The organism is Streptomyces sp. 63XJN7_1_ISO-PGPR-S23-121, from assembly GCF_056173025.1.
Genome location: NZ_CM149653.1, coordinates 2,409,202 through 2,433,128 on the forward strand (window position 1 = coordinate 2,409,202; position 23,927 = coordinate 2,433,128).

The 23,927-nt window shown below is 68.9% G+C and carries 13 protein-coding genes and 2 pseudogenes; 7 read left to right on the forward strand and 8 right to left on the reverse strand.

Going from position 1 to position 23,927, the window contains the following annotated elements; all coding sequences use genetic code 11:
• Positions 1 to 237 precede the first annotated feature (237 nt).
• A complete protein-coding gene (locus AC0VYN_RS10650) occupies positions 238 to 471 on the reverse strand; it encodes a hypothetical protein (protein WP_475537071.1) in 234 nt (77 codons plus the stop codon).
• On the opposite strand from AC0VYN_RS10650, the pseudogene AC0VYN_RS10655 reads away from it, so the two are divergent.
• Positions 428 to 900, forward strand: a pseudogene (locus tag AC0VYN_RS10655) (Rossmann-fold NAD(P)-binding domain-containing protein); the annotation flags it as partial. The gene AC0VYN_RS10650 and the pseudogene AC0VYN_RS10655 overlap by 44 nt on opposite strands.
• A 368-nt stretch (positions 901 to 1,268) precedes the next feature.
• On the opposite strand, the gene AC0VYN_RS10660 reads toward AC0VYN_RS10655, so the two are convergent.
• From AC0VYN_RS10660 to AC0VYN_RS10670, 3 genes and pseudogenes are all read right to left on the reverse strand, one after another.
• Positions 1,269 to 3,068: a hypothetical protein gene (locus AC0VYN_RS10660; protein ID WP_475535774.1), complete on the reverse strand. Its 1,800-nt coding sequence runs from the start codon at positions 3,066 to 3,068 to the stop codon at positions 1,269 to 1,271.
• Positions 3,065 to 4,384 carry a prenyltransferase/squalene oxidase repeat-containing protein gene (locus tag AC0VYN_RS10665; protein WP_475535775.1) on the reverse strand — a complete coding sequence of 440 codons (1,320 nt, stop codon included), beginning with the start codon at positions 4,382 to 4,384 and terminating at the stop codon, positions 3,065 to 3,067. The genes AC0VYN_RS10660 and AC0VYN_RS10665 overlap by 4 nt, the downstream gene beginning before the upstream one ends.
• Before the next feature lie 313 nt (positions 4,385 to 4,697).
• Positions 4,698 to 4,826, reverse strand: a pseudogene (locus AC0VYN_RS10670) (IS3 family transposase); the annotation flags it as partial.
• Positions 4,827 to 4,900: 74 nt separating this feature from the next.
• Between AC0VYN_RS10670 and AC0VYN_RS10675 the strand changes: the two are divergent.
• Entirely contained in the window at positions 4,901 to 5,245 is a 345-nt protein-coding gene (locus tag AC0VYN_RS10675; RefSeq protein WP_475535776.1) for an N-6 DNA methylase, read from the forward strand.
• Between the two features lie 112 nt (positions 5,246 to 5,357).
• Here the strand turns inward: AC0VYN_RS10675 and AC0VYN_RS10680 are convergent, their stop codons facing one another.
• The 3 genes from AC0VYN_RS10680 to AC0VYN_RS10690 form a co-directional block, all read right to left on the reverse strand.
• On the reverse strand, positions 5,358 to 5,879 hold the full coding sequence (locus AC0VYN_RS10680; RefSeq protein ID WP_475535777.1) for a WhiB family transcriptional regulator: 522 nt from the start codon (positions 5,877 to 5,879) through the stop codon (positions 5,358 to 5,360).
• A 148-nt stretch (positions 5,880 to 6,027) separates the two neighbouring features.
• Positions 6,028 to 6,705 carry a GGDEF domain-containing protein gene (locus AC0VYN_RS10685; RefSeq protein WP_475535778.1) on the reverse strand — a complete coding sequence of 226 codons (678 nt, stop codon included), beginning with the start codon at positions 6,703 to 6,705 and terminating at the stop codon, positions 6,028 to 6,030.
• Between the two features lie 507 nt (positions 6,706 to 7,212).
• The gene (locus tag AC0VYN_RS10690) at positions 7,213 to 7,695 is read right to left on the reverse strand and encodes a hypothetical protein (RefSeq protein WP_351285065.1); all 483 of its coding nucleotides are present in this window, start codon (positions 7,693 to 7,695) and stop codon (positions 7,213 to 7,215) included.
• 336 nt (positions 7,696 to 8,031) lie between these two features.
• Here AC0VYN_RS10690 and AC0VYN_RS10695 point away from each other — a divergent pair, with 336 nt between their 5' ends.
• From AC0VYN_RS10695 to AC0VYN_RS10705, 3 genes are all read left to right on the forward strand, one after another.
• A complete protein-coding gene (locus AC0VYN_RS10695; RefSeq protein ID WP_475535779.1) occupies positions 8,032 to 10,311 on the forward strand; it encodes a tetratricopeptide repeat protein in 2,280 nt (759 codons plus the stop codon).
• Positions 10,312 to 11,704: 1,393 nt separating this feature from the next.
• Positions 11,705 to 15,031, forward strand: a complete 3,327-nt coding sequence (locus AC0VYN_RS10700; protein WP_475535780.1) for a right-handed parallel beta-helix repeat-containing protein — start codon at positions 11,705 to 11,707, stop codon at positions 15,029 to 15,031.
• An 84-nt stretch (positions 15,032 to 15,115) separates the two neighbouring features.
• Positions 15,116 to 16,330, forward strand: a complete 1,215-nt coding sequence (locus tag AC0VYN_RS10705; protein WP_475535781.1) for a S8 family serine peptidase — start codon at positions 15,116 to 15,118, stop codon at positions 16,328 to 16,330.
• 372 nt (positions 16,331 to 16,702) lie between these two features.
• Here the strand turns inward: AC0VYN_RS10705 and eccCa are convergent, their stop codons facing one another.
• Positions 16,703 to 20,638 (reverse strand): type VII secretion protein EccCa, encoded by a 3,936-nt coding sequence (eccCa, locus tag AC0VYN_RS10710; protein WP_475536850.1) that lies wholly within the window; start codon positions 20,636 to 20,638, stop codon positions 16,703 to 16,705.
• A gap of 204 nt (positions 20,639 to 20,842) precedes the next feature.
• On the opposite strand from eccCa, the gene eccD reads away from it, so the two are divergent.
• Positions 20,843 to 22,243, forward strand: coding sequence for a type VII secretion integral membrane protein EccD (gene eccD, locus AC0VYN_RS10715; protein ID WP_475535782.1), 1,401 nt, complete (start codon positions 20,843 to 20,845; stop codon positions 22,241 to 22,243).
• Between the two features lie 30 nt (positions 22,244 to 22,273).
• Positions 22,274 to 23,773: a type VII secretion protein EccB gene (gene eccB / locus AC0VYN_RS10720; RefSeq protein ID WP_475535783.1), complete on the forward strand. Its 1,500-nt coding sequence runs from the start codon at positions 22,274 to 22,276 to the stop codon at positions 23,771 to 23,773.
• Positions 23,774 to 23,927: the final 154 nt, after the last annotated feature.

Below are 23,927 nucleotides of genomic sequence, written 5' to 3' on the forward strand. Positions count from 1 at the left end.
GACTCTGCTCGAGCAGGCTCAAGTTCGAACCGGCCGTCGGAAGCCGACATCTTTCCGATGACGCACCATGTGGAGTGCCTGGCGATCCTTGAACCGGCGGCGAAGGGCTCTTGACCTGCGGTTTTGTGCGTGCACTGTTCACCAGAGCGGGCGTGGAGCGACAACGGGCACCTTGAACCGTTCCGGGTTCGGTAGGGACTCGGAGCCGGAGCAGGCTATCGAGGAGTTCGTTCGATTTCAGCTTGAGTCGGTCTCTGGGGTGGTCGGTGCTGGAGGGGTGAGGGTGAACAGGCCGCGCTCGGCTTCGGCGAGGATGCTGCGGTTGACCAGGCGCTTCAGCTTGGCGCGCATGCCTTCGGTGTGCCGCGGCTCGGTGCCGGTGCCGAGGGTGCGGCAGACATCCCTGGCGCGCAGGCCGTCCCCGTTCAGGAAGGCCGGGACCGAGACGCAGTACCTGCGAGGCCGGAACATCGCGCTGGTCTTCGAGAAGACCTCGAACGCGCACCCGGTGCGCGTTCGAGGTCGCCGCCGCCGACCAGGGCGCCCGCACCACCTGTCTCGACCCCGCCGGCCCGCAGATCGGGCACAAGGAGTCCGCGAAGGACACCGCCCGCGTCCTCGGTCGCATGTTCGACGCCATCGAGTACCGGGGCGACAGTCAGGCCAACGTCGAGGAGCTGGCCGCCTACGCCGGTGTGCCCGTCTACAACGGCCTCACCGACGGCTGGCACCCCACTCAGATGCTCGCCGACGTGCTCACCATGACCGAGCACAGCGGCAAGCCCCTGAAGGAGACCGCCTTCGCCTACCTGGGGCGACGCCCGTTTCAACATGGGCAACTGCTACCTCGTCACCGACGCACTGCTCGGCATGGACGTTCGGATGCCGCCGCGCAGGGCTACGAAGGGCCCGGTGCCACCTGGCCGGCTGCTCTACCGGGCCGGCCGCCGCCCGCGTACCGGCCGCACGGACGCCCCCAGACCCCGGCTTACGCTGAGCCGCTGACCGCAGGCCGGTTGCGTCTGGGTTGGAGGGCCGAGCAGACATACGGGGTCCCGACACCGCACCGGCGTCCGGTCCGCCACTGCGGGCACCCATGTCATGGCCCGGTGTCCCACCGACGCGAACGCCCCCCATCCGGCAGGCGACGTGCGCGGTGGCGGCGTGGACATCGAACCGCGAACATGGAACACCAGCAGGGCACCGAGGCGGGCCCGCGCATCTCGCATAAGGGCCCATGATCGTGAAGGTCGGCCCGCCTCGTCACGTCACTTCGCCGGATCCCTGGCCTCACCCCCAGGGGCGTCCTGTGCCAGGTGGTACCAGGTTGGACAGCCAGGGAAGCATGTGCCCACTACGTAGAGGGCGCCGGCGAGTGTGACGGGTCTCATCTGCTGGTCGTCGGCTTCGATGACGTCACGCCGGGACCGCAGGACGTCCAGTGCGCGGCTGAACGCCCAGCTTGAGCGTTCGGCGATGGAGGGAGGGCCGAGGAGGTGACCGGCCAGCCCATCGGCCATGTCCCGCGACGAGTCCTCCCACTGGCGCCGGTGCATGTATGCCAGCTCGAAGAGGTAGACCGATGCTTCCATCAGCGCCCAGCAATTCGGCTCTTCAACGACATTGATCGGACCCCCGGCCACACCAGTGGCGTAGGTCTCAGCCATGATCCAGAATCCGTCGCGGGCCCGGCTGGTGATATACCCCTCGTAGGTGGGGCCGAGAGTGAAGGAGCCGGTCTCGGTCGAGGTGGAGGAGGGGGCAGGCCCCCAGTCATCGGCCTCCGCACTGCCCCGGAGCCGGACTACGTCGGCGTGCACGCGGGCCATGTCCTGCTTCCCGTCCTCAGACCATCCCTCAAGCAGGACATCCCATACGCGGGAGTCCGGCTCGGGGAGTACGGGGAGGTCTTGCCAGCAGGTCTTCTCCTCGTCGCGAGCCTTCTCGATACTGATGTAGTAGGCGAAGACCTCGGTGAGTGCGTAGAAGTGAGGGAGGGTCATGCCACGCGGGCCCGCTGACGTGGCGAAGTAGATCGCGTATGCCCAGTTCGGGCCTGTTCCCCAGACGGGTTCGGGTTGGGCCGCTTGCACCACCTCGCGGATGGTCTGGCATACCTGGACAGCGATCGCGGTCTGACCTGCAGTGAAGCGGATGGGCAGCCGCTGTAGCGTAGCAGCGACCACACCGGCCCATCTGGCGAGGTCGGCACTGATTGCGGTGTCGTCCACCGGCCCCATGACCCGGGCGAAACCGTCCTGGTAGCCCTGTCGGCCCACGTAGTCGTCATGCTCGTAGGTCGGACGGTCCAGCACCGTCCGCAACGTGTCCCCAAACCGCGCTACCTCGTCCCGGCCCGGGTCGATCGTGGCTGAGGACTTGGCGCCGAAGAGATAGCGGATGACCACTTGGCGGAAGGCGGGTTCACCATCCAGCATGCAGTAGCTGATCAGGGCGGTTTCGGCGACGAACACATCCATGCGGCGCCGGTTGGTGGCGTCGAGGCCAGCGGCGGGTTGGTAGGGCGCCGACAGTCCGCCAAGGCTGGGGTTGAATGCAGCGGCGACGCGAGCGATCAGCAGGTAGTCGGCGTCGGGCCGGGCGGGGCAGCCCTCCAGTGCGCAGTAAATCTTGATCCACGTGGCATGCAGAGTGGTGATCGTTTCGGCCACAGTGCCGGGAACGGCTGCCAGGGCCAGGCACGTGTCCACGATGTCCCGCCCCAGCCGGCGTACCGACTCGAGGTCCGCGGGCAGGAGGACATGAAGGATCTCATTCAGCGAAACCCCGTCGATACGGGCGCCGTCGTCGTCTGTCACCAACGCGTCGGGACGTGCCGCGATCTCGCGCATGAACGTCCACACGGCTGCCAGGGCCTCCAGCCTGCGGCCAGTGGCGAGTTCGCCACTGCACTCCCTGACGAACTCGTAACAGCGGTCCTCCTCCACGCCTTTGAACCCGTTGCCCGGCCAGCGCATCGTCGTGGGACGCGGCGTGGGGGGCAGGAGCGGTGCAAGGATCGCACTGTGCGCTTGCCGTTCTCGTGGTGTGCACTCGTAGGTGATCACGGCCTCCAGGGGGTGAGAGCAGTCAGGGCCTGAACGGTTGCCAGGACCGGATAGTCGTACGGGATCGGTCGCGGACCGATCTGGTCGGGCACCGAGGTGAAGGAGCCGTCGCTGTGCTGTTGGTGCAACAAGTAGTTCAGGGCGTCCGGCACCACCCGCCCCCGGGCGCGCCCGGTGAGGGCCTGGACGGCCTGGGCGGTGGACAGGACATCGCTGGGCATGCCAGGGCGCTGGCCGAAGCCGCCGTCGGCGTTCTGTGACCGGGTCAGCGACCGGACCGCCCGGTCGACGCTTTTGCCGTGCATCCCGCAGGCCTCCAGCGCGTCGATGGCATTGCTGGCCACGCTCGCTGTGCTGAGGGTCCAGGAGGTTGGGAAAGTCCCATCCTGATGCTGCTTCGACGCGATGAAGTCGGCCGCTGCGGCCAGCCGTTCGCCCAGACGCGGACCGAGCGCGAGGATCGCGACTGCGGTCATGTCGACCTCCCCCTCGTGTCCGTGGACGTAGGTCGGGAAAGAACCGTCTGGGCCGGCCATCGCCAGCAGGTACCGCTCGCCCTTGTCCCGCGCCTCGCGATATCGGGAGGCGTTGATCAGTCGGAGGGCTTCCACACAGCGGGAGGTGTCGTCGACGTCGCTCTGAGAGGCGAGGGCGGTGTAACCCCATCCGCCGTCCGGGAGTTGGGCACTGACCAGGAAGTCACCCATCTGTTCCAGCAGGTCGCCCTCGGCTCCGGCGCGGGCCAGGCACAACGCCGCCAGCGCCGTCACGAAGACATCCTGCCCCGCGATGAAGGGCACCCCTGCGCCTGGGGCTCGAATCGCCTCCAGGGCGGTGATCCCGTCACCGATCGCCGGGTGCCCTGGATCGACCTGGTGCAGGGCGTGCAACGCGACCAGGTGAGCCAGCGCGTTGGCTTCATACACTCGCCCGTGCCAGTCTGCCAGGATGCCGGTCAGATAATCGCGTCTGGCCTCGCCGTCCGTCGTGCCCGCCGTCTCGGTCATTCCGATCGCACACAGGACCAGGGAGGTCCAGGTCGCGTGACCGCGATAGTCCGGTCCCGGGCCGGTCGGGGGGACCTCGCATCCGACGAACCTCAGAACCGATTGGAGCAGGAGCCGCTTGCGTGCGCCGGTCCAGTGGCTGAAAGACGCCAGGAACGCCCCCACCTCGGCCGCCGACGGCGTGCTCCCCGTCGCTGCCCGCGCCACGAGACCGTCGAGCGGGCTGTGCCAGGGCGCTGCCTGTAGGTAGGCGGCCAGTTGGGCCTGTGCCTGGGGGAGGACGCCTTGCTGCTTCAGCAAGGTCAGCATCAAGGCCGACTCCAGGACCCTGCTCCCGCAGACGTCACGAAGCGCACCGTCGGGCCCGACGCGATGAGTCAGGTATTCAAGTGCCCGATCATGGGCGATTTTCAACGCAAATGCGCTGTGTGCATTCGGGGGTTGTATCGGCAGGTTCACATAATTCCCAAGCGAGTTCGGGGGATGGAGGAAGAGTCCCTTTCCCTCCATGGTTTTTGCCTCGGAGGGATGCTAGAACTGGCCTTGATCATCACGCAAGAGGTGACTGTTCGGCCTGTTCAGCGTCAATATCGGCAACTTAGAGGTCGTTAAGTCCGTTCTACAGACCGATCGTGCTCTCCATCAGGGCATTGTCGTAGGCGTCGCCGACCGATCCGATCGAGGCGGCGATGCCGGCGGCGTCCAGATGCTCGGCGAGCCGGAAGCTCGTATATTGCGACCCGGCGTCCGACTCCCGCTCCGCGACGGCAGGGCAGGACATCAGCCAGCATCGAGTCAAAAGGCCCACGGGGCGGAGGTTCCAAGATGCGCGCCCCCGCGGACGGCGGCGGCCGTGTCGGCATCGTCATGAACGGCTCGCCGCTGTTCAACGGTGCCGCCGAGTCGCGCCCCTCCAACATCCGCAGGCGGCTGCTGGAGAACGACCTGGTCGAGGCGATCGTCGCGCTGCCGACCAACATGTACTTCAACACCGGCATCGCCACCTACATCTGGAACCTCGACAACACCCCGACCGCGAGGACGAGGCCCAACTCATCGACGGCACGTCGTTCTGGACCAGGATGCGCCCGAGTCTCGACCCACTCATCGATCACATCCTTTATGGCCAGCGGGGCCCATCCCGAGGAACCACGTCTACACGCTCGTTGATGTTTCACACCTACGCACACCACGTCAACGACACTCCTCTCATGCCGCGTTACGAAAGAAAGATGACAGGTCCGCGTGAGCGCTGCTCAGGCCGTGACGGCTCGAGGCCGGCTCAGAACACCTCCTCAGTGACGGCTGCGCGCGAGCGGACATCGGGCGCCGGCGGTTCCGGCCCCCGGGAATGGGCGGCAGGGGGCCGGCGACGCCCGCGGAGGTCCCGCCTTTGGCGCTCGCGGTCCAGGTGCGCGAGACGTGCCTGGCTGACGGTGGGCGGATGATGTCGTTTGGCGAGCGCCCGCTCGCGCCGCGCGCGGTCCGCGGCAGCGACGATCGTGATCCAGTCGGGGCCGAGTCGGGCGATCAAGCGGGTGCGCAGCACGGTCCGCTGTCGGGCGGTGGTGCCCGCCCAGATACCCGTCGGCGTCTCCTCCGGGTGTGCGAGTGCCCACTTGAGGCACTGAGGTGCGATCGGGCACACCGCGCACTGTGCCTGGGCATCCGCTATGCGCTGGGCGACCTGGTACCCATGTTCTTCGTATTCGTGGGCGAAGAGCTCAGGAGTTGTCCGGCAGCTGGTCGGTTTGTGGATGCGGGGAAACGGGATGTCGGCGGCAGAGGGTTTGGCGGAGCTCATCGGGTGTACCTCGATTCGAAGGTGCGGGCAGGCGGACGAGGGTTTGTGCGGCCGGATCGTGTCGGCGGCGAGCCGGTCACACGGCGTCGGGCGCTCGATTGCGCGCCGGGTGTTTGGTCGAGGGCGGTTCTCTTCGGTGCGGGGACGGTCATGATGCTTGCGCCAGGTCGCGGGTGCCGGGGCGTCCGGCCCGGCGGCCGTTGACGGACGCATTCGCCCCGTGCCGGGCCCCGGCGATGGTTGCCCGGCCGGTGTGCTTGCCGTCGTAGAGAGCAGCGTCAGCAGCTCTGAGCAAACGCGACAGGTTGGTGGTGCCGATCACGTCGGGCGTCGCAGCCCCGACGGAGGCCTCGACGTTGACGACCTGGCCGTCGTCCAGAAGGACCGGCTGGGTGAGCGAAGACATCAGGCGTGCGAGGCATGCGTGCTGGAGACCGGAGCCGAGCCGGGTCGTGAGAGCGAACTCGTCCCCGCCGAGCCGGCCGACGGCGGCCGTGCTGCCCGCCCACTTGGCGAGCCGCTGTGCGGTCGCTGCCAGCACGGCGTCGCCGGCGGGGTGTCCGAGTCTGTCGTTGATTTCCTTGAAGTGATCGAGGTCGCAGATCAGCGTCACGGTATCGTTGCCGTAGCGGTCGAGAATCTGCTGCGCCTTGGCGGTGTATCCGTCGCGGCGAAGGAGCCCGGTGAGCGGGTCGCGACTGGCAGAGGCGAGCCGGCGCTGAAGTGCTATGGCGTGCAGCGCCCACCCGAGCAGCGGGACTGCTAAAACAGCCAGAAGAAGCGCGCGACGTACGCAGGGGACATACGCCTGTGGACGAGCGGCCATGATGGCTCCTTCGTGTCGTGCGGTGGCAACGGCTCCGCGCGGACGGCAGATCGGACGCGGGGGATGTGTCACGTCCGGGGACACTGCAGATCGACGTGGGTGGGCGGATCCCTGTTGTGGAGATCTCTTCCAGCGGCTGGATTCGCGACTGAACGGCGGAGCGGCCGGTCGGACAGCGGGCCTCGCTCTCGGCGGGCGCTCGCCTGTGACGACGCGTACTCACGGAGGCCGGGATGGCGGCTGGGGCGACGCGGGATCGTTCGTCATGCGGGGTGATGTGACGCTGCGGCACTCACCCGGGCCTCGAAGGCTCGGTTGTCGGCCGCGCACACGACGCTCATCAGGAACGCTCGCAGACGGGTGAGGGCTGGTCGGCCAGTGACGAGGTTTCGCAGAGGTTTCATGAGTGGCTGTCCTTCGGTGTGCGGAGCTTCCGTCGGGCTTTGACTCCGTGACGTAGCGATCGGTCACTGGCGAGGGAGGGCGAGGCACTGGCGTCTCTGCCCGTCAGGGAGTGTGCGCATCCGCCACGGCTGGCTGGCGCAGAAAGGCTGTGACGGCTTGGTACGGAACCGGCGCCGGCCGCACGTCATGGAGGGCGTCGGAGAGATCGTCCGGTGTTACGCGAACGTCGGTATGAAAGCGCCGAAGCCAGTACGGCCCGAGGGGCTGCTCGTGAAACGTTGGTGGAAAGGGAATCCGCCACGGCGCGGAGACACATACTCCGTATGGGTTGACCCAGCGCCTTTTCGTGCCGGGCGGGACGATCCAGTACATCCATGGGTGGCCCTCCTCGGCGATTACTGGTCCGCAGCCTCCGGGGTTCGAATCCATGATGGAGAGCAACTGTCCGCCTGCTTCATGAGCTGCGGTGATCACGACGTCGTGGTGCTTGCCCAGAGATTTGATCGTCGGCAAGTGGGCCACGCTCTCGAGGCGGCGTAGCAGCGACGTCAGATAGGACCAGTCGTGCACCAGGTGTGAAGTCATGGCTGTATCACCTTGTCTGTGGTGTGTATGTGGGCCAGGTAGGGGGTCCGGCCGCGTTCGGCGACGTAGTCGTCCTGACCGCGCAACGGGTCGGCATCAAGCGCAGGAACGTCCCCGTTGCGGTGCTCTGCGAGGGTTTACGACGCCGCACGACACCCTCAACCTCTGAATTTCCTTACATCGACAACTGGCGAGATCCCGATGGGCCTCGTGGCGAACTACTCTGGTTCCTCGACCCTTCCGTCACAGGTTCCCCGCTTGTGGCGGAGCTGAGTTCCTTCTTGCTGCGGGGACTCGGCGGGGTCGATCGCGTAAGGGCTTGGCGGAAGGCGTTCGGTGGACTCACAGCAGGATTTCGGGATGCAGTTGCGGACGTTCCGGCGCGTTCGGAGCTTGTCTCTGACCCAGCTGGCGGCGTTGACCCACTTCAGCAAGGGGTATCTCAGCAAGATCGAGAACGGCGTGAGGCCGCCGACGCACGAGCTCGCGGTTGCGTGCGACCGGGCCCTCGAACTGGACGGTGTGCTGGAAGCGCTGGTGTCCGTTTCCCCGCCGAGAGCGGCGGTCGAGCGCAGAGCACCCGTTGCAGTCCCGGCTCAGCTGCCCTCTGCTGCATCGATGGTCGGCCGGTCGGAGACGGCTCGTGACCTGTTTGAGACGGTGGCGGGCGTGGTCGGCCGGACCGTGGTGATCGGGATCGACGGGATGGCGGGGGTGGGCAAGACCACGATGGCTCTGCATGTCGCGTACAGCCAGCGGGATCGCTACCCCGATGGTGCGTTGTACTGCGACCTGCAGGGCCACTCGGAGGCTGCGGCGCCGCTCCCGCCGGGACAGGTGCTCGGAGAGTTCCTGCGTGCGTTGGGCGTTGAGGCCGGCGTCATCCCCGACGCCACGGCCGAGCGTTCCAAATTGCTGCGCTCGACACTGAACGGGCGACGTGTCCTCATGGTGCTCGACAACGCGGCGACCAGCGCTCAGGTCCGCCCCCTGCTTCCCGGCGCGGCTGACTGTCTTGTGCTGGTCACGAGTCGCAGCCGGCTCGCCGGTCTTGCCGTCCACGACCACGCGCGCCTCCTCACGCTGTATCCGCTCGACGACGAAGACGCGTTGGCGCTGTTGCGAGCCCGGGTCGGCGGAAGCCGGGTCGATTCCGAGCCCGGTGCGGCCGCGGACATCGTCCGCTGGTGCGCCCGTCTTCCGCTCGCCCTGGCGATCGCCGCCGACCTGGCTGCCGAACGCCCTCACGTCGTGCTCGCTGACCTGGCGGCTGACTTGGCGCAGGAACCCAACCGGCTGAATCTGCTGGCCTCCGATGAAGATCCGAGAACGGCAGTGAGCGCCGCCTTCTCCCGGTCCTACGCCACTCTGGCCGCGCCCGCGGCCCGTGCGTTCCGCCTTCTCGCGCTGCACCCCGGCCGGGGCATCAGCGCGGAGGCAGCCGCTGCCCTGCTGGGCACGACCGCCGAAGATGCCCGACACCAGCTGCGTACGCTCGTGCGCACGCACCTGCTCACGGAGCCGACGCCTCACCGCTACGGATTCCACGATCTGCTGCTCCTGTACGCGATTGACAAGGCCAGACAGGAGGAATCGACCGAGACGCGCCGGCAGACGGTGCGCCGGTCGCTGGAGTGGTATCTGCACACGGTGAGAGCCGCTTCGCAGGTGATCACTCCGAACCGCTGGCTGAATGAGCTGCGCGATGTGTCGCCTCCCGGTGACCGGGTGCCGACGTTCACCGAGCGTGCGCAGGCCCTGCTGTGGTGCGAGACCGAGCGGCGCAATCTGATCGCCGCGGTGGATGAGGCCGCCGCACTTGGAATGCACGCGGTGGCTTGGCAACTGGCCGCCGCGCTGGTCGGATTCCTCTATCTGCGCAAGCACCGTTCCGACTGGGATCATGTAACTCAGCTGGGGCTCGCCTCGGCCATGCAGGTCGAAGACCTGGAAGCCCGGGCTCGCATGCACACCTACCGGGGTGGTTCCTGCGCGGAGTCGCACAACTACACCGAAGCGACCGCTCAGTTCGAACAGGCGCTCAGCGTGTACCAACGCGTCGGAGACACATTGGGACAGGTCAACGCGTTGAGCAATCTTGGTGACGTGAACCTCCGACAGGGGCGCTACGCCGAAGCCCTTGTGCACCTCGAGCCCGCCGCGGCTGCCGGACGCGATGTCCAGCAGCCCTGGATCATGGGGATCCTCCTCAACAACCTCGGTGAGGCGCGGGTCCACGTCGGCCGCTGCCAGGAGGCAGTGGTAGTTCTTCAGCAGGCGCTCGTGATGCACCGGGAGATCGACAACACCTGGGTCGAGGCCATTACTCGTACGAACCTGGGCATTGCTCACTACCACCTCGCGGAACCGGAACAGGCTGTCTCCTACTTCGATGAGGCGTTGCGACTGCACCATGCCGCCGGAAATGAGTGGGGAGAGGGCTGGACCCTCCACCACCACGCCCTGTGCCTTCAGGAGCAGGGCTACGGGGCGGAGGCGCTCGAGATGTGGAAGAAGGCCTTGACCGTGCTCGAATTGCTCGGCGACCCACTCGCCGAGACGGTCCGCGCCCACGTCGAGGAGTCCGCCCTCGGTCCACTGGGCCCGGATTTGTGATTGCGCCCCAAATTCCAGCCTCCCGTCCGGCATGATGCGTTCGACGAGGTCGAGGACACTGGCGGGATGCGCCCGGTGGGGATGGCGAACGACACCGCGTGCATACGGTTGGGCTGCCCGTGGCGGCTCGGGACGGCAGCCAGGACGCTCTTGGTGCTCAGCGCCTCGCTGAGCACCAGCGAGTGAGGGTGGGGCGAGGCCGGCCGGCGCCCGTGTGTCCGAGCTCCGCGCAGCGTGCCACCGACGCGTCGGATGGATCGTTGTGGGTACTGCCGCACCGGGGAAAGAGACGGATGCGGTCATCGGTCTGGTCTCCTCACTGGAGAACCCTCTCCTTCGGACGACAGGACGGGCAGAGGCTGGCTTCGTGCTCGATGATTGCGCGTTGGGACGCGACCCTCCAGGGTTGCCAAGTGGACAACTTCATTGGCGACGACCGCGCCGCTGGGGCCAGGAGGTATGGGCTACGGTAGTGCGATCAGTACGTCAGGCGCGGCAGGTCCAATCCGGCCAGCAGGCCACGAGAACCGGGGATCCGGCGGCGACCAGGCGGACCTGGCCTCCTCGGGTAGGACGCGTAGGTTCTGGCAAGCTGCTCGTCTGCTGCCCATGCTGTGGTGCCGCCGTCCGAGGCCGCTGCCTCGATGCCTGGGGTGTCTGGCCGGGCGCAGGCTTCGGAGGAGCGGACTCCGGAGGCGCAGGCGACCGGTTGAGGTGTGCGGGTCGAGGCAGCGCGCAGTGGCGCCGCGGCGTCCTCCAGGCGGTCTGGCAGGACGTTGTGTGCGTCCGGCGAGTGACCCTGGCGCATTCACCGGGGGTGCGTGAACTCGTGGAACCGAGAGGCGACTCCGCACCGATGCGGACGCGCCTGGAGAAGCTTTTCCTGTCGCTCGCCTGAGTCCGGGGCGTGTGCGGATCCCCCGGGGAGGCGAGTGTTCGTAGCGCATCGGCGGTGGAAGTGGCCTGCTCCGAACTCGTACCCCCTGCGGGTATGGTGAATCGCCGTAGTAGGCAATGCTCACTACTCTTGCGCAGCGAAGGCTCGCTCGCGTCCACCCACGTCTTTATTCATCCCGTGAGTAAAGTTCCTCTTGGGCTGAGGCGAGATGGCCGCGGTTGGCAGTCTCGTGGAACGTGCCATCCACACACGGCCGTCGGCCTGAGTGGAGCCGGCCGCTCGCCACTGGCTGCGGCGGACGCCGAAATGGTGTGCAGCCGACCACCCCGCCGCAGCGCCGGCTTCGTGGTGAGATGGGTCCCAGCATGCTGTGCGGCGCGAAGTCGATGCCCCCATGGAGCAGTTCGGCACCTCGGTACCGTCATGATGTCCCTGCCCATTCGTGGCACCAGGGGTCTCGCGGCCGCTACGGTGCCGAACGGAGGAGGAAAGTGCGTGTCACGCCAGGTACTTGCGGTCAGCCCGGAGCGGCCCGACGGCTTTCGGACGATTGGTGAGGCTCTGGCCAGGGCGCGCAGTGGTGCTGTCGTCAGAGTCTCGCCCGGCGTCTACACCGAGAATCTGACCATCACCACCCCGGTCACCATCGTCGCGGAGCAATCCCGCGGCACCGTGGAGATAGCACCGCGTCGCGGCAGCGCGATCGTGCTCAAGGCGGAGGCCGCGATGCTGACCGACTTGGTGCTGCGCGGGCGGGACGAGGAGCTGCCGGTCGTAGACGCTCCGCGCGGGCAGGTCGCGATGGAAGGCTGCGAAATCACCGGATCTGCCTGGGCGGCCATGCTCGCCCATGGCGGCGGCTCGCTCGCCCTCCGCGACTGCCGGGTCAGCAATCCGGGCGGTGCCGGGATCGTGGCCACCTCCGAGGTCGAGAGCTCCGTCGAGTCCTGCACCATCGAGCACCTCGGTACCACTGGGGTGGTGATCGGCGAGCGAGGCCGGATCACACTGCGCGGCTGCACCATCCGCAACGCTCGCGGGAACGGCGTGCTTGCCAACGGAGAATCACAGGGATCGGTCGAGGAGTGCGACATCTCCTCGACCGACAAGCCGGCCATCGCCCTGGAGGGCAACAGCACGGCTCAGGTGCTGCGCACCGTCGTCCACGACACGAGCACGGGCATCATGCTGAACAGCCAGGCCCGAACGACACTCGAGGACGTGCGGGTCACCGGCACTACCGGGGTCGGCATCGCGGTCACCGGAGGCAGCGACCCGGTGCTGCGCCGTTGCCGGACCGCTCGTACCAAGGGGCACGGCCTGCTGGTCGGCGACCGCTCCCGGGGCACGTTCGAGGACTGCTGGCTGGACGCCGCGCAGTCCCCCGCGCTGCGCGTGAGCGGACCGTCGTCCCCCGTGTTCGTCGGGCTCACCGTCCGGGACTGCGCCACGACCGCGGTGCTGCTGGAGGAGGAGTCGGCGGCCGAGCTGGACCGCCTCGAAGTCATCGACGCCCAGGGAACGGGCGTTTCCATCCGCACGGGAGCCAATCCGCTCATCCGTCGGGCGCGGATCAGCGCTCCCCGCGGTCACGGTGTGGAGATCGTGAAGGACGGCAGGGGACGGCTGGAGGACTGCACCATCGACGTGGCCGGCCGCTGCGGCATCAGGGTCGAAGACGACGGCAACCTGTACGTCGGCGGCGGCGCCGTCACCTCGGCCGCAGAAACGGGCCTGTCGATCGCCGCCGGCGGAATCCTGACCGTACGGGATCTGGAGATCGCCGGTGCCAAGGACTCGGGTGTCACCGTCGACGAGGAAGGCGAGCTGACCGCCACCCGCGTCAGGGTGGGCGGCAGCGGCCGCCATGGTGTCCGGATCGCCGAGGGCGGCCGCGGCTCGTTCAACTCCTGCGAGGTCAGCGGCAGCGCCGGCGACGGGTTCCGCATCGAGTCCGCCGCGCCCGTCTCCGTCGTCAACTGTACCGTCCGGGACAACGGCGGCGGCGGGCTCCTCCAGTCCCGGCCCGGTGAGCGGCTCGCCGTCGAAGGACTGGTCAGCACGGGCAACGGGAAGCCGGACTCCTGGGGCGCCGGGGCAGCAGGTGGCGCCGGGGACAGCGGAATGGGCGGCGAGGACGCATGGCTGAGCCGCGAGGACGGTCCACTGTCCGCCCTTGACGCTCTGATTGGCCTCGACAACGTCAAGCACCAGGTGCGTACGCTGGTCAACCTCACGCGGCTGGCCCAGCACCGCACCCGGTTGGGCATGGCCGCTCCGCCGATGAGCCGCCACCTCGTGTTCGCGGGCCCGCCCGGCACCGGCAAGACCACGGTGGCCCGGCTCTACGGGACGATCCTGGCGGAGCTCGGTGCGCTGCGCTCAGGTCACCTGGTGGAGGTCTCCCGGGCCGACCTGGTGGCCCAGGTCATCGGCGGTACCGCCATCAAGACCACCGAGGCCTTCAACCGCGCTCTGGGGGGCGTCCTGTTCATCGACGAGGCGTACACCCTGCTGTCCGACGGCCGCGGTTCCGGCGCCGACTTCGGACGGGAAGCCGTCGACACGCTCCTCAAGCTCATGGAGGACCACCGCGACGACGTGGTGGTCGTGGCCGCCGGCTACTCCGCCGAGATGGAGAGTTTCCTGGCATCCAATCCAGGTCTGGCTTCGCGCTTCTCCCGCACCGTGGAGTTCGAGAACTATTCGGTGCCCGAACTGGTGGCCATCATGGAGAGCATGTGTGCGGGGCACCAGTACGTGCTCGGTGCCGCCACGCACAAGGCACTCACGGTGCATTTCGAGCGCATGCCCAAGGACGGGTCCTTCGGTAACGGCCGGGCGGCCCGCCAGGTGTTCGAGCAGATGGTGGACCGTCAGGCGTCCCGGCTGGCCACGCTCCCCAACATGACGGCGGCGGACCTGCCACTGCTGCTGCCCGAGGACGTGGGGGAGGAAGCCGCACGAGCCGTGTCCGAGGAGGCCGCACCCGCGGACAGCGAGAACAACCCGCTGGCCCGACTCGGTGACCTGGTGGGACTGGCCGGCGTCAAGCGGGACGTCACCAACCTCGTCAACCTGCTGTCCGTCACACGCCAGCGGGAGGCCGCGGGACTGCCCGCGCCGCAGATCAGCCACCACCTGGTCTTCACCGGCCCGCCCGGCACCGGCAAGACCACGGTGGCACGGCTCTACGGTGAGCTGCTCGTCTCGCTGGGCGTACTGCCCCGCGGCCAGCTCGTCGAGGTGGCCCGCGCCGACCTCGTCGGCCGGTACGTCGGCCACACGGCCCAACTCACCCGTGACGCCTTCGAACGGGCCCTGGGAGGCGTTCTCTTCGTCGACGAGGCGTACACGCTCACGCCCACCGGGCCCGGCTCCTCCTCGGACTTCGGGCAGGAGGCGGTGGACACCTTGCTGAAGCTCATGGAGGACCATCGGGACGAGGTGGTGGTCATCGTCGCCGGCTACACCGAGGAGATGGAGCGATTCCTCTCCTCCAACCCGGGCCTCTCGTCCCGCTTCTCCCGGCGCGTGGAATTCACCAACTACTCCTCGGACGAACTCGTCACCATCGTGCGGCAGCACGCGGCCACCTCCGGGTACGAGTGCGGGCCGGGCACCGGCCAGGTGCTGCGGACGTACTTCGAGTCGGTCCCGCGTGACCGCTCCTTCGGCAACGGGCGCCTGGCCCGCCAGGTCCTGGAAGGCATGATGACGCGCCAGGCCGGCCGCCTCAGCACGATGACCGCCCCCGCCGTGGAGGACCTGCGCCTGCTCCTTCCCCAGGACGCGGTGCAGGGGGAGGCCGCACCCGAGTGATGAGCGGCGGGTGAGGCGTCCGCCAAGCCACAAAAGGCTCAACGACCATGACCGGACACTGACTACGTTTCCAGGATGCACACCATGCGCCGTCACACGCTCCGCCACTCGTCGATGGCGGCCCTGCTCACTCTCCTGTCCACGTCCACGCTGGCCATGGGCGGCACCGCGCAGGCCGGCGCCGTGGCCCGTGAGCCGGTGCGCCTGCCCGCAATGCCGTCCCAGCTGGCGGACGGGGCCGCCTGCACCGGCGGCTCAGAAAAGGTGGTCGACGGGATGCCTCGGGAGCAGCAGGAGCTGCAGTTTGCCAGGGTCCGGCAGTTCGCCGACGGCGAGGGGGTCACCGTGGCTGTCGTCGACACGGGAGTGTCGCTCGAGGCGCCGACGCTGAAGGGCAGGGTCGCCGCCATCGGCGAGGCAGGCGACGACTGCGTCGGTCACGGCACTTTTGTGGCCGGGCTGATAGCCGCCGCCACTGCGGAAGGCTCCGGATTCTCCGGGGTGGCCCAGCAGGCGGATGTCCTGGCCGTGCGGGGCACCGATGCCCGCGGCAGGGCGACCGACACCACGGTCGCGGCCGGTATCCGGGCGGCGGTGGACGCCGGAGCGGAAGTCGTCCAGGTGTCCCCGGCCCTGACCCGCAACTCCGCGAAGCTCACGAGTGCCGTCGCCCACGCCGCCGCCCACGACGTGCTGATCGTGGCCGCCGCCGTCCCCGACAGTCCCCAAAGCCCTGGCTCCACCGCCCCGCCCAGGGACTACTGGCCCGCGGCCGAGCAGGGTGTGCTGTCCGTCGTCGACCTCGGTGCGCAAGGCAGCCGTCCACGGGGCACACTCACGCCACGGCGCGTGGACCTTGCCGCACCGGGCGACGGTGTGGTCGGCATCGGCCCGACGGGACGTGGCCACTTCGTCGGCTCGGGAGCGTCGCTCGCCGCCGGTTACGTGGCCGGCACGGCCGCCCTCATCCGGTCCGCCCATCCTGAACTGACCGCCGGGGAGACGGCACGGCGGCTGACCTCGACCGCTTACCCGGCGGGTGTGCCCCAGCTCGACGCGTACGGCGCCGTCACCACGGTTGCCGCCCCCTCTGCCGCGCCGGCGGAGGCGGCAGACGATTCCGAGCCGGTGCGGCTGCCGACGGATGAGGCGGGTGCCCGCGCGACACGGCGAGCTCTGGTGATGGTGGGCGCCGGCGCCGGTCTGCTCGTGTTCATAGCCTGGGCCGCCGTGATCGTCCCGAGAGGCCGTGCCCGCGGATGGCGGTCGGCCCGGGACGACGCTTCGACGACGACCTGAGACGAACGGCGGATCACCACCGCTGGGTACGGGCCTTTGCGTACCTGTGTCTGATTCCCCGACGCCTGTTGCGCGAGCGGTTCCCGAAAGTCGTTGCTACCGGGGAAATGGTGTCAGTCGGCGTCCGCGTTTACGCAAGGCCACTGTCCGGACCCGTGGGTCCGGACAGTGGCCTTTGTGCTTCAAGGCCCCAGCGGCGGGCAGGGCACGGCCAGGCACTGGGGCCCCCACCGTTCAGACGATCCACACGGCGACGAGCGACCCCGGGGGCGCGGGCTCACCCGCGCCCCCGGAACCGTCAGGCCCTCGAACCACATCCGCACATGTCGGCCGGGACGAAACGCCGCACTGCGCGAGGTCACTTCTCGCCGGCTACTCCTCGCCCTGTTCACCGACGATGGCCGTCTGCATCAGTACGGCCTTGCGGCGGGCGATGTAACGTGCCCGGCCGGGCGGCAGGTTGCGGGGCTTGATGTTGCCGAAGACGTAACCCTCCGACGGCGGACACGACATCAGCAGGCCCGGGGTGTTGACTTCGTCGAGGCGCCTGAGCAACTGGTCGTTGAGGCCCCGGCCGGCACCGGTCGCGGAACGCAGCACCACCATGTGAAGTCCCACCTCGTGTCCCAGAGCCAGGTACTCGAGAAGGGCCTCGAACGGGTGGTCCATGATGCTGCCGGAGCCGACCATGTCGTAGTCGTCCACGAGCACGAACAGCCGTGGTCCCGTCCACCAGTCCGCGAGCCGCATCCGGGCCGGGGAGATGTCCTCACCGGGGAGGCGGGTCTTGAGGGCCCTGGCCGATCCGGCCACCAGCTCCTTCAGGGGATCGAGTGACACCGCGTGCCCGAGGCGGTACTCCTCCGGGACCGCCTCGGCCAGTTCACGCCGGTAGTCCACCACGAGGATGCGCGCTTCACTCGGGCTGTAGCGGGCGGTGACCGCCGAGGCGACCAGCCGCAGCAGATTGGTCTTGCCGCTTTCGGTGTCTCCGATGCCCACCAGGTGGGGCGTGCGGCCGAAGTCGTGCCACACCGGCGACAGCGTCTCCTCGTCGAGCCCGAGAGGAATCCGCAGCCCGTCCGCGAGTTCCGGTTCCGGCAGTTGTGCGGCGGGCAACCGGTGCGGCAGCATCCGCACCGGCGGCGCGGAAGGCCCCGCCCAATGCTCGGCGACCTGTTCCACCAGCGCGGCAACCCCGTCGCTGAGATCGTCGGAGGTCTCCCGGCCGTCGATACGCGGCAGGGCGGTCAGGAAGTGCAGCTTGCTGTCGACCGTCAGTCCGCGGCCGGGGCTGCGCGGCACGGTGGCGGCCTTGCGGATGTCGACCACGGAATCCATCGAGTCGCCCAGCCGCAGCTCCAGCCGGGTGGCCATCTGGTCACGCAGCTGGGACGACAGCTCCATCCATCGCGCGGTGGAGATGACCAGGTGGATACCGTAGTTCAGGCCCTGGGACGCGATCTGGCCGAAAGCGGGCAGGAGCGCGTCGAACTCCTGGCGCATCGTGCCCCACCCGTCCACCACCAGGAAGACGTCACCATGGGGTTCGTCCTCGAATTCCCCGGCCGCGCGGCGTCTGCGGTAGGTCGCCATCGAGTCGATGTTGTGGTCGAGGAAGAGCTGTTCGCGGTGATTGAGCACGGCCGCGACCTCGGCCACCGTGCGGCTGATGCGCTCGCCGTCCATCCGGTTCGCCACTCCACCGACGTGCGGCAGCTCCGCCAGCCCGGCCAGCGTGCCACCGCCCAGGTCCAGGCAGTAGAACTGCACTTCGCGCGGGGTGTGGGTGAGCGCGAGAGCAGCGATCAGGGTACGCAGCACTGTCGACTTGCCGCTCTGTGAACCACCCGCGACAGCGATGTGCCCACCGCTGCCCGAGAGATCCACCACGAGCGGATCACGCCGCTGCTCGAACGGCCTGTCCACCAGGCCGACCGGCACCCGCAGAGAGCCGACGCCTGGCCAGCCGGCGGCGACGAGCCCGCGCTCCGGATCGGCGGTCAGCCCCGGCAGCAGGGCGTCCAGGGCCGGCGGCTCGGCCAGCGGGGGAAGCCACACCTGGAGGGCCGGCAGTCCTGCCCCGCGCAGCCGCTCCACGGCGACCGACAGCAGCGACGCCCCGTTCTCGTTCTCCTCGGCCTCCTCCTCCGGCTCTGGCTCCGGCAACTCGGCAGGTGTGCGCGGCACTACATAGCCGGCCGTCCACGGCACCACCTGGCTGGCGACCCGTGCCTGAGCCACCGCCCCGCGCCGCGGTTGGTACGCCCCGGACACGTACGCGGCCCGGAACCGGGTCAGGGCTTCCACGCCGCTCTTGAGGAAGCCGGCGCCCGGCTGCGACGGCAGCTGGTAGGCGTCCGGCACCCCCAGTACGCCACGGCTTTCCATGGCGGAGAAGGTACGCAGACCGATGCGGTACGAGAGATGGCTCTCCAGCTGGTGCATCCGCCCTTCATCGAGTCGCTGCGACGCCAGCAGCAGATGGACCCCGAGAGAACGGCCCAGCCGGCCGATCATCACGAACAGTTCCATGAAGTCCCGGTGTGCCGACAGCAGTTCACTGAACTCGTCGACGACGATGAACAGGCTCGGCAGCGGATCCAACGGCGTTCCCGCAGCGCGGGCCTTCTCGTACTCGAGCGCCGAGGAGTAGTTGCCGGCCGCCCGGAGGAGTTCCTGGCGGCGTATCAGTTCGCCGTGCAGGGCGTCCCGCATGCGCTCGACCAGAGCAGCCTCGTCGGCCAGGTTGGTGATCACGGCAGAGGTGTGCGGCAGTTCGTCCAGGCCCAGGAACGTGGCGCCGCCCTTGAAGTCCACCAGGACGAAGTTCAAGGTCTCCGAGGAATTCGTCAGCGCCAGGCCCAGCACCAGGGTGCGCAGCAACTCGCTCTTGCCCGAGCCGGTCGCGCCGATCAGCATGCCGTGCGGGCCCATGCCCCCCTGCGCCGCCTCCTTGATGTCCAGCTCCACCGGAACTCCGTCGCCACCCACCGCGACCGGAACCCGCAGCCGGGCAGCACCCTTGTTGCGCCCCCACAGAGTGGCCGGCTGATGACGGGACAGGTCGGGGATTCCCAGCAGGGCCGTCAGTTCCACGTCCGTCGACAGTGGCTCGGCGGTTTCCGTGGTCAGCCCCGTGCGATACGGGGCGAGCATCCGCGCCAGGGCCTCGGCGCCAACCGGACCGACCGCGTCGGGACGACCCAGCAGGGCCGACTGCTCCTTGCGGTTCCGGTCCGTGCGCACCAGCCGCACCCCGTCCGGCCGCACATCCAGCCGCAGCGTCGTTCGTCCCGGACGCCACCGCAGGGACTCCGAAAGGTCGAACACGATCACGTTGCGGAACCCGGGGCCGTCGAGCCGGTGCCCGGACGGCACCTGGACCCCGTCCACCACGAGCACGGTGAACGGCTCGTCGCGGCCGGGCACGGCCTCGGGGTCGAATGCCGGACGCTCGGTGAACTCCCCTCCGAGCAGGTCCTCCAGGCCGTTGAAGTCCGACGCCACCATGCGGGCCGGCCCGGCGCCGTCCTGCTCGTGCGGGTGCAGGTTGTGCGGCAGCCACTTGACCCAGTCCCACTCGGCCCGGCGCTCGTCGCTGACAGCCAGCGCGATCCGCACGTCCTCGGGGGTGTGGAAGAGCGCCAGTTGGCACAGGGCAGCCCGCACCATGCCGCGCACCGCCGCCTCGTCCCCGCGCAGCAGCACCCGTGTCCAGGACCGCAGGTAGAGCGCGATGGGCTGGTCCGGCACGGTGCTGTAGGCGCGCATGAACCGTCGCAGCGCGTGTGCTGACAGGGGCTCGAGGTCCTCCACCGGCTTGGTGGACAGCGGGGTCAACCGCAGCGCCAGTTGCTGGTCACCGACGGCCACCCGCACCTCGGCGAAGTCGTCGTCCTTGACCCGGCGCTCCCAGAGCCGCGTCGTCCGCACCAGCGAACGCATCGACGCCGGCTCCGGGTGACGCCAGGCGAGCGCCAGTTGCTGCTCGATCACAGCCCGGTGGACCTGCCGCCGGGTCTGCGTCAGGTAGCGCAGATAGTCCCGGCGCTCGCCCCTGAGGCGCTGTTTGCGCTCGCTGCTCTGGCGCATCACCTGGCCGATCATCATCACTGCCGAGGCCAGGACCATGATGCCCAGGGCGATGTACGTGAAGACACTGCCGGACCCACCGGGCCGCAGGAAAGCCAGCATCATGGAAACGGACATCATCGCCATGGGCAGATACGTCCACACCGCCGCGTTGTCCGGAACAGTCTCCGGCAGCGTCGGCGGCTCCTGGAGGGTCAGTTCACCCTCGGGCATGTCCGGCCCGCGCCGACGGGCAGGGCGACGGAAAAGGACGATACTCAACTACTGACTCCTTAACGAGCGCACGGCTCCTGAACGGGGCATCAACGGGAAGTCGCGTAGCGGGCCATGGGCGGCCCAAGGTCTCAGTACTCTGCAGGCGTTCAGTGTTCAGAACCAAGCCCAGCGGATGAATTCCGGGAAGCGTGGCCCCCACCAATGACTGAGAGCTCTGTGGCCGGCCTGTGCCACATCACCGTTCGTGCCCCTGCGAAGACGATAGACCTGGCTGTACCCGCCGATGTGCCGGTTGCCGACCTTCTGCCGACCGTGCTGGGTTACGCGGACGGCGACCTGGAGGAGAACGGCCTGGAGCACGGGGGTTGGGTCCTGCAACGTCTGGGCGGAGCCCCACTCGACGAGGAAGCAACTCTCGAGACGCTGGACCTCAAGGCCGGGGAGGTACTGTACCTTCGTCCGCGAGCCGATGCCCTGCCGGAGGTGCGCCTCGACGACCTCGTCGACGGGATCGCCGGCGTCACAGGGGAACGGCTCCACGGCTGGAACCCTCAGGCCAGTCGCCGCCTGCTGCGGTGCGCGGTGGTCGTCTGCGTGCTGACGTCCCTGGGAGTACTGGCCTGGCCGTCGGGCTCGCTCGTCCAACGCGTCGTGACCGCCGTCGTCGCCGGGCTGCTGCTCCTCGCAGGTGCGGCCTCGGCGAGTCGGGCAGTGGGCGATGCGGCAGCCGGTGCGACGCTGGGAATCCTCGCGGCGCCGTGCCTGGCATTGGCGGGCTGGCTGCTGCCCGGAGGAGAGATAGCGGGCCCCCAGGCGCACCACGTGCTCGGCGCCCGGCTGATGGCCGCAGGCGTGGCGGGTGCCGGGGCAGCCGTGCTGGTGGTCGCCGCGGCGGCCGTGTACACGCCCCTCTTCATCGCCACAGCGCTGATCGCGATCCTCTCCGCGGCCGCGGGAGCGCTGATGAGCGTCTTCGACCTGCCCGTGGACAGTGCCGGCGCGGGGGTGGCCGCAGTGGTCGTCGTTTTGGGCGGCTTCATACCGGTGCTGTCCTTCAAGCTCGCCGGCATGCGGATGCCCGCTCTGCCCAACAGCGCCCGGCAGTTGCAGGAGGACATCGAGCCCTACAGCGGCAGTGACGTCGCCGTCAGGACCGAACTGGCCAGCGACTGGATGACCGCCCTGTACACGGCCACCGGCGTCATCTGCGCCGGCACCCTCGTCGCTCTGGCCCACGAGCCCGGCCTGGCCGAGACGCTGACCGCGGCGACACTCTCCCTGCTCCTGCTGCTGCACGGGCGAGGCATGGTCAACCCTTGGCAGCGTCTGGCCCTGGTGGTGCCGGGCATGTGGGGAGCCGTCCTGCTGGCCGTCGGCAGAGCGGCAAGCCTTGCTCCGGCCGACCGGCCGGCCCTGGTCGTCGGGCTGCTGGCACTGGCCGCAGCGCTGGCCGTGGCTTCGTGGACGGTGCCCGGCAGGCGCATGGCGCCGCACTGGGGCCGCGCGGCCGAACTGCTGCAGTCGTTCCTGGCCATCAGCCTGCTGCCGCTGACGCTCTGGGTGCTGGGCGTCTTCGGTGCCCTCCGGGCAATGAACGGCTGAACAGGCAAGGACCGGGAGGGACAGGAACCGATGCAGTCCAAGCGTGACCAGGTACAGGCCCACACATTCGCGATGGGCAGACTCACCGCGGGCATGTTGCTCGCCGACCCCGATGCTCCCGAAAGTCCGACGGGACGTACCACCCGTGGTGTGTTCATCGGCCTGCTCGTCGCGGTGCTGATCGCCGCGGGCGCTTTCGTCTACGGGCTGATCGTGCCGGGCGGGAACGACTCCTGGCGGACGGGGAACAGTCTGATCGTCAACAAGGACACCGGAGCCCGGTACCTGTACATCGACGGCCGCCTCAGGCCGGTACGCAACTACGCCTCGGCCAGACTCATCGGCGGCGCCGACCTGAAGACCACCGACGTGCGCACACCGTCGCTGCGGGAAACCCCGGTCGGGGCCCCGGTGGGCATCCCCGGCGCCCCGGAGTCCGTTCCGGCGGCAGACGACCTGGACAACGGCGCCTGGCACGTCTGCTCCGCCGTCAACGTGTCCGGCACCGCGGACGGCGCGGACACGACAACGACCGCGGTCACCACGCTCGTCGTGGGCGCCCCCCTGGAGAACAAGGGGGTCTCCGGTGACCAGGGACTCCTGGTGACCGGCCCGGACAAGGTGACCTACCTGGTCTGGATGGGAAGCCGCCTCGAACTGGACAAGGCCTCCGGCGCCGCCGTCTCCCTGGGCTACGGCTCCGTGACGCCGCGGCAGGTGTCCGCCGCCTTCCTCGACGCCCTGGTCGCCGGCCCGGACCTGGCCTCACCCGACGTACCGGGCCGGGGCGCCGCCGGGCCGTCCTTTGCCGGCCGGAGCAGCACGGTGGGGCGGGTGTACCTGGCCCAGCTGCCCGGCTCGAACGAGCAGTACTACCTGCTGCGGAAGGAAGGCCTGGTGCCCCTCACGGCTACGGAGGCGGCCCTTGTCCTCGGTGATCCGGCCACCCGCGAGAAGGCCTACGGAGGAGCCTCTCCCACGGCGGCGCCGCTGAACGCCGACGTTCTCAGGGAGCATCTGGCGCCCGGCACCGCCGATACGCCGCCGTCCCCCAAGGGGCTGCCCGAATCCCCGCCCCGCGCGGTTTCCGTGCCGGAGGGAATGTCCGCCTGCGCCCGGGGGGAGTCGGCCGACGGCCTCACACGTATCACCATGGCGCTGGTGCCGCTGAGTTCCCTGGCCCCGGTCACTCAGACCGCCCCCGGGGAGTCGGCACCGGCGTGCCTGCCGGTTGATGACGTCGTCGTCCGGCCCGGCCACGGTGCCCTGGTGAGGGCGCTGGGCGCGGGTGGCACGCCGGTGGGCGACACGACGTACCTCGTGGCCGACAACGGCGTGAAGTACCGGGTACCGTCCGAGGCCGCACTCGAGGCGCTGGGATACGCGAGCGGCGATGTGGTGGCGCTGCCTTCACCGCTGCTCGCCATGCTGAGGTCCGGACCGGACCTGGCCCCGGGCGCCGCCGCACAGGGTCGTACCGCCCCCAGCACCCGGCCTTCCTGCGAAGACGCCACGGGACAGCGGGGCTGAACCGTGGAGCAGCGCGCCGGCGACTGAGCCGGCGACCAGAGGGACGCAAGCCCCGGTCGCTTGAGCACTGAGAAAACTTCCTCAGATAAACCTCAACCGGAAGTGCTCTCAAGTGGAGCAGTCCTACTCTCTCCCCCATCCCACAAGTACCACC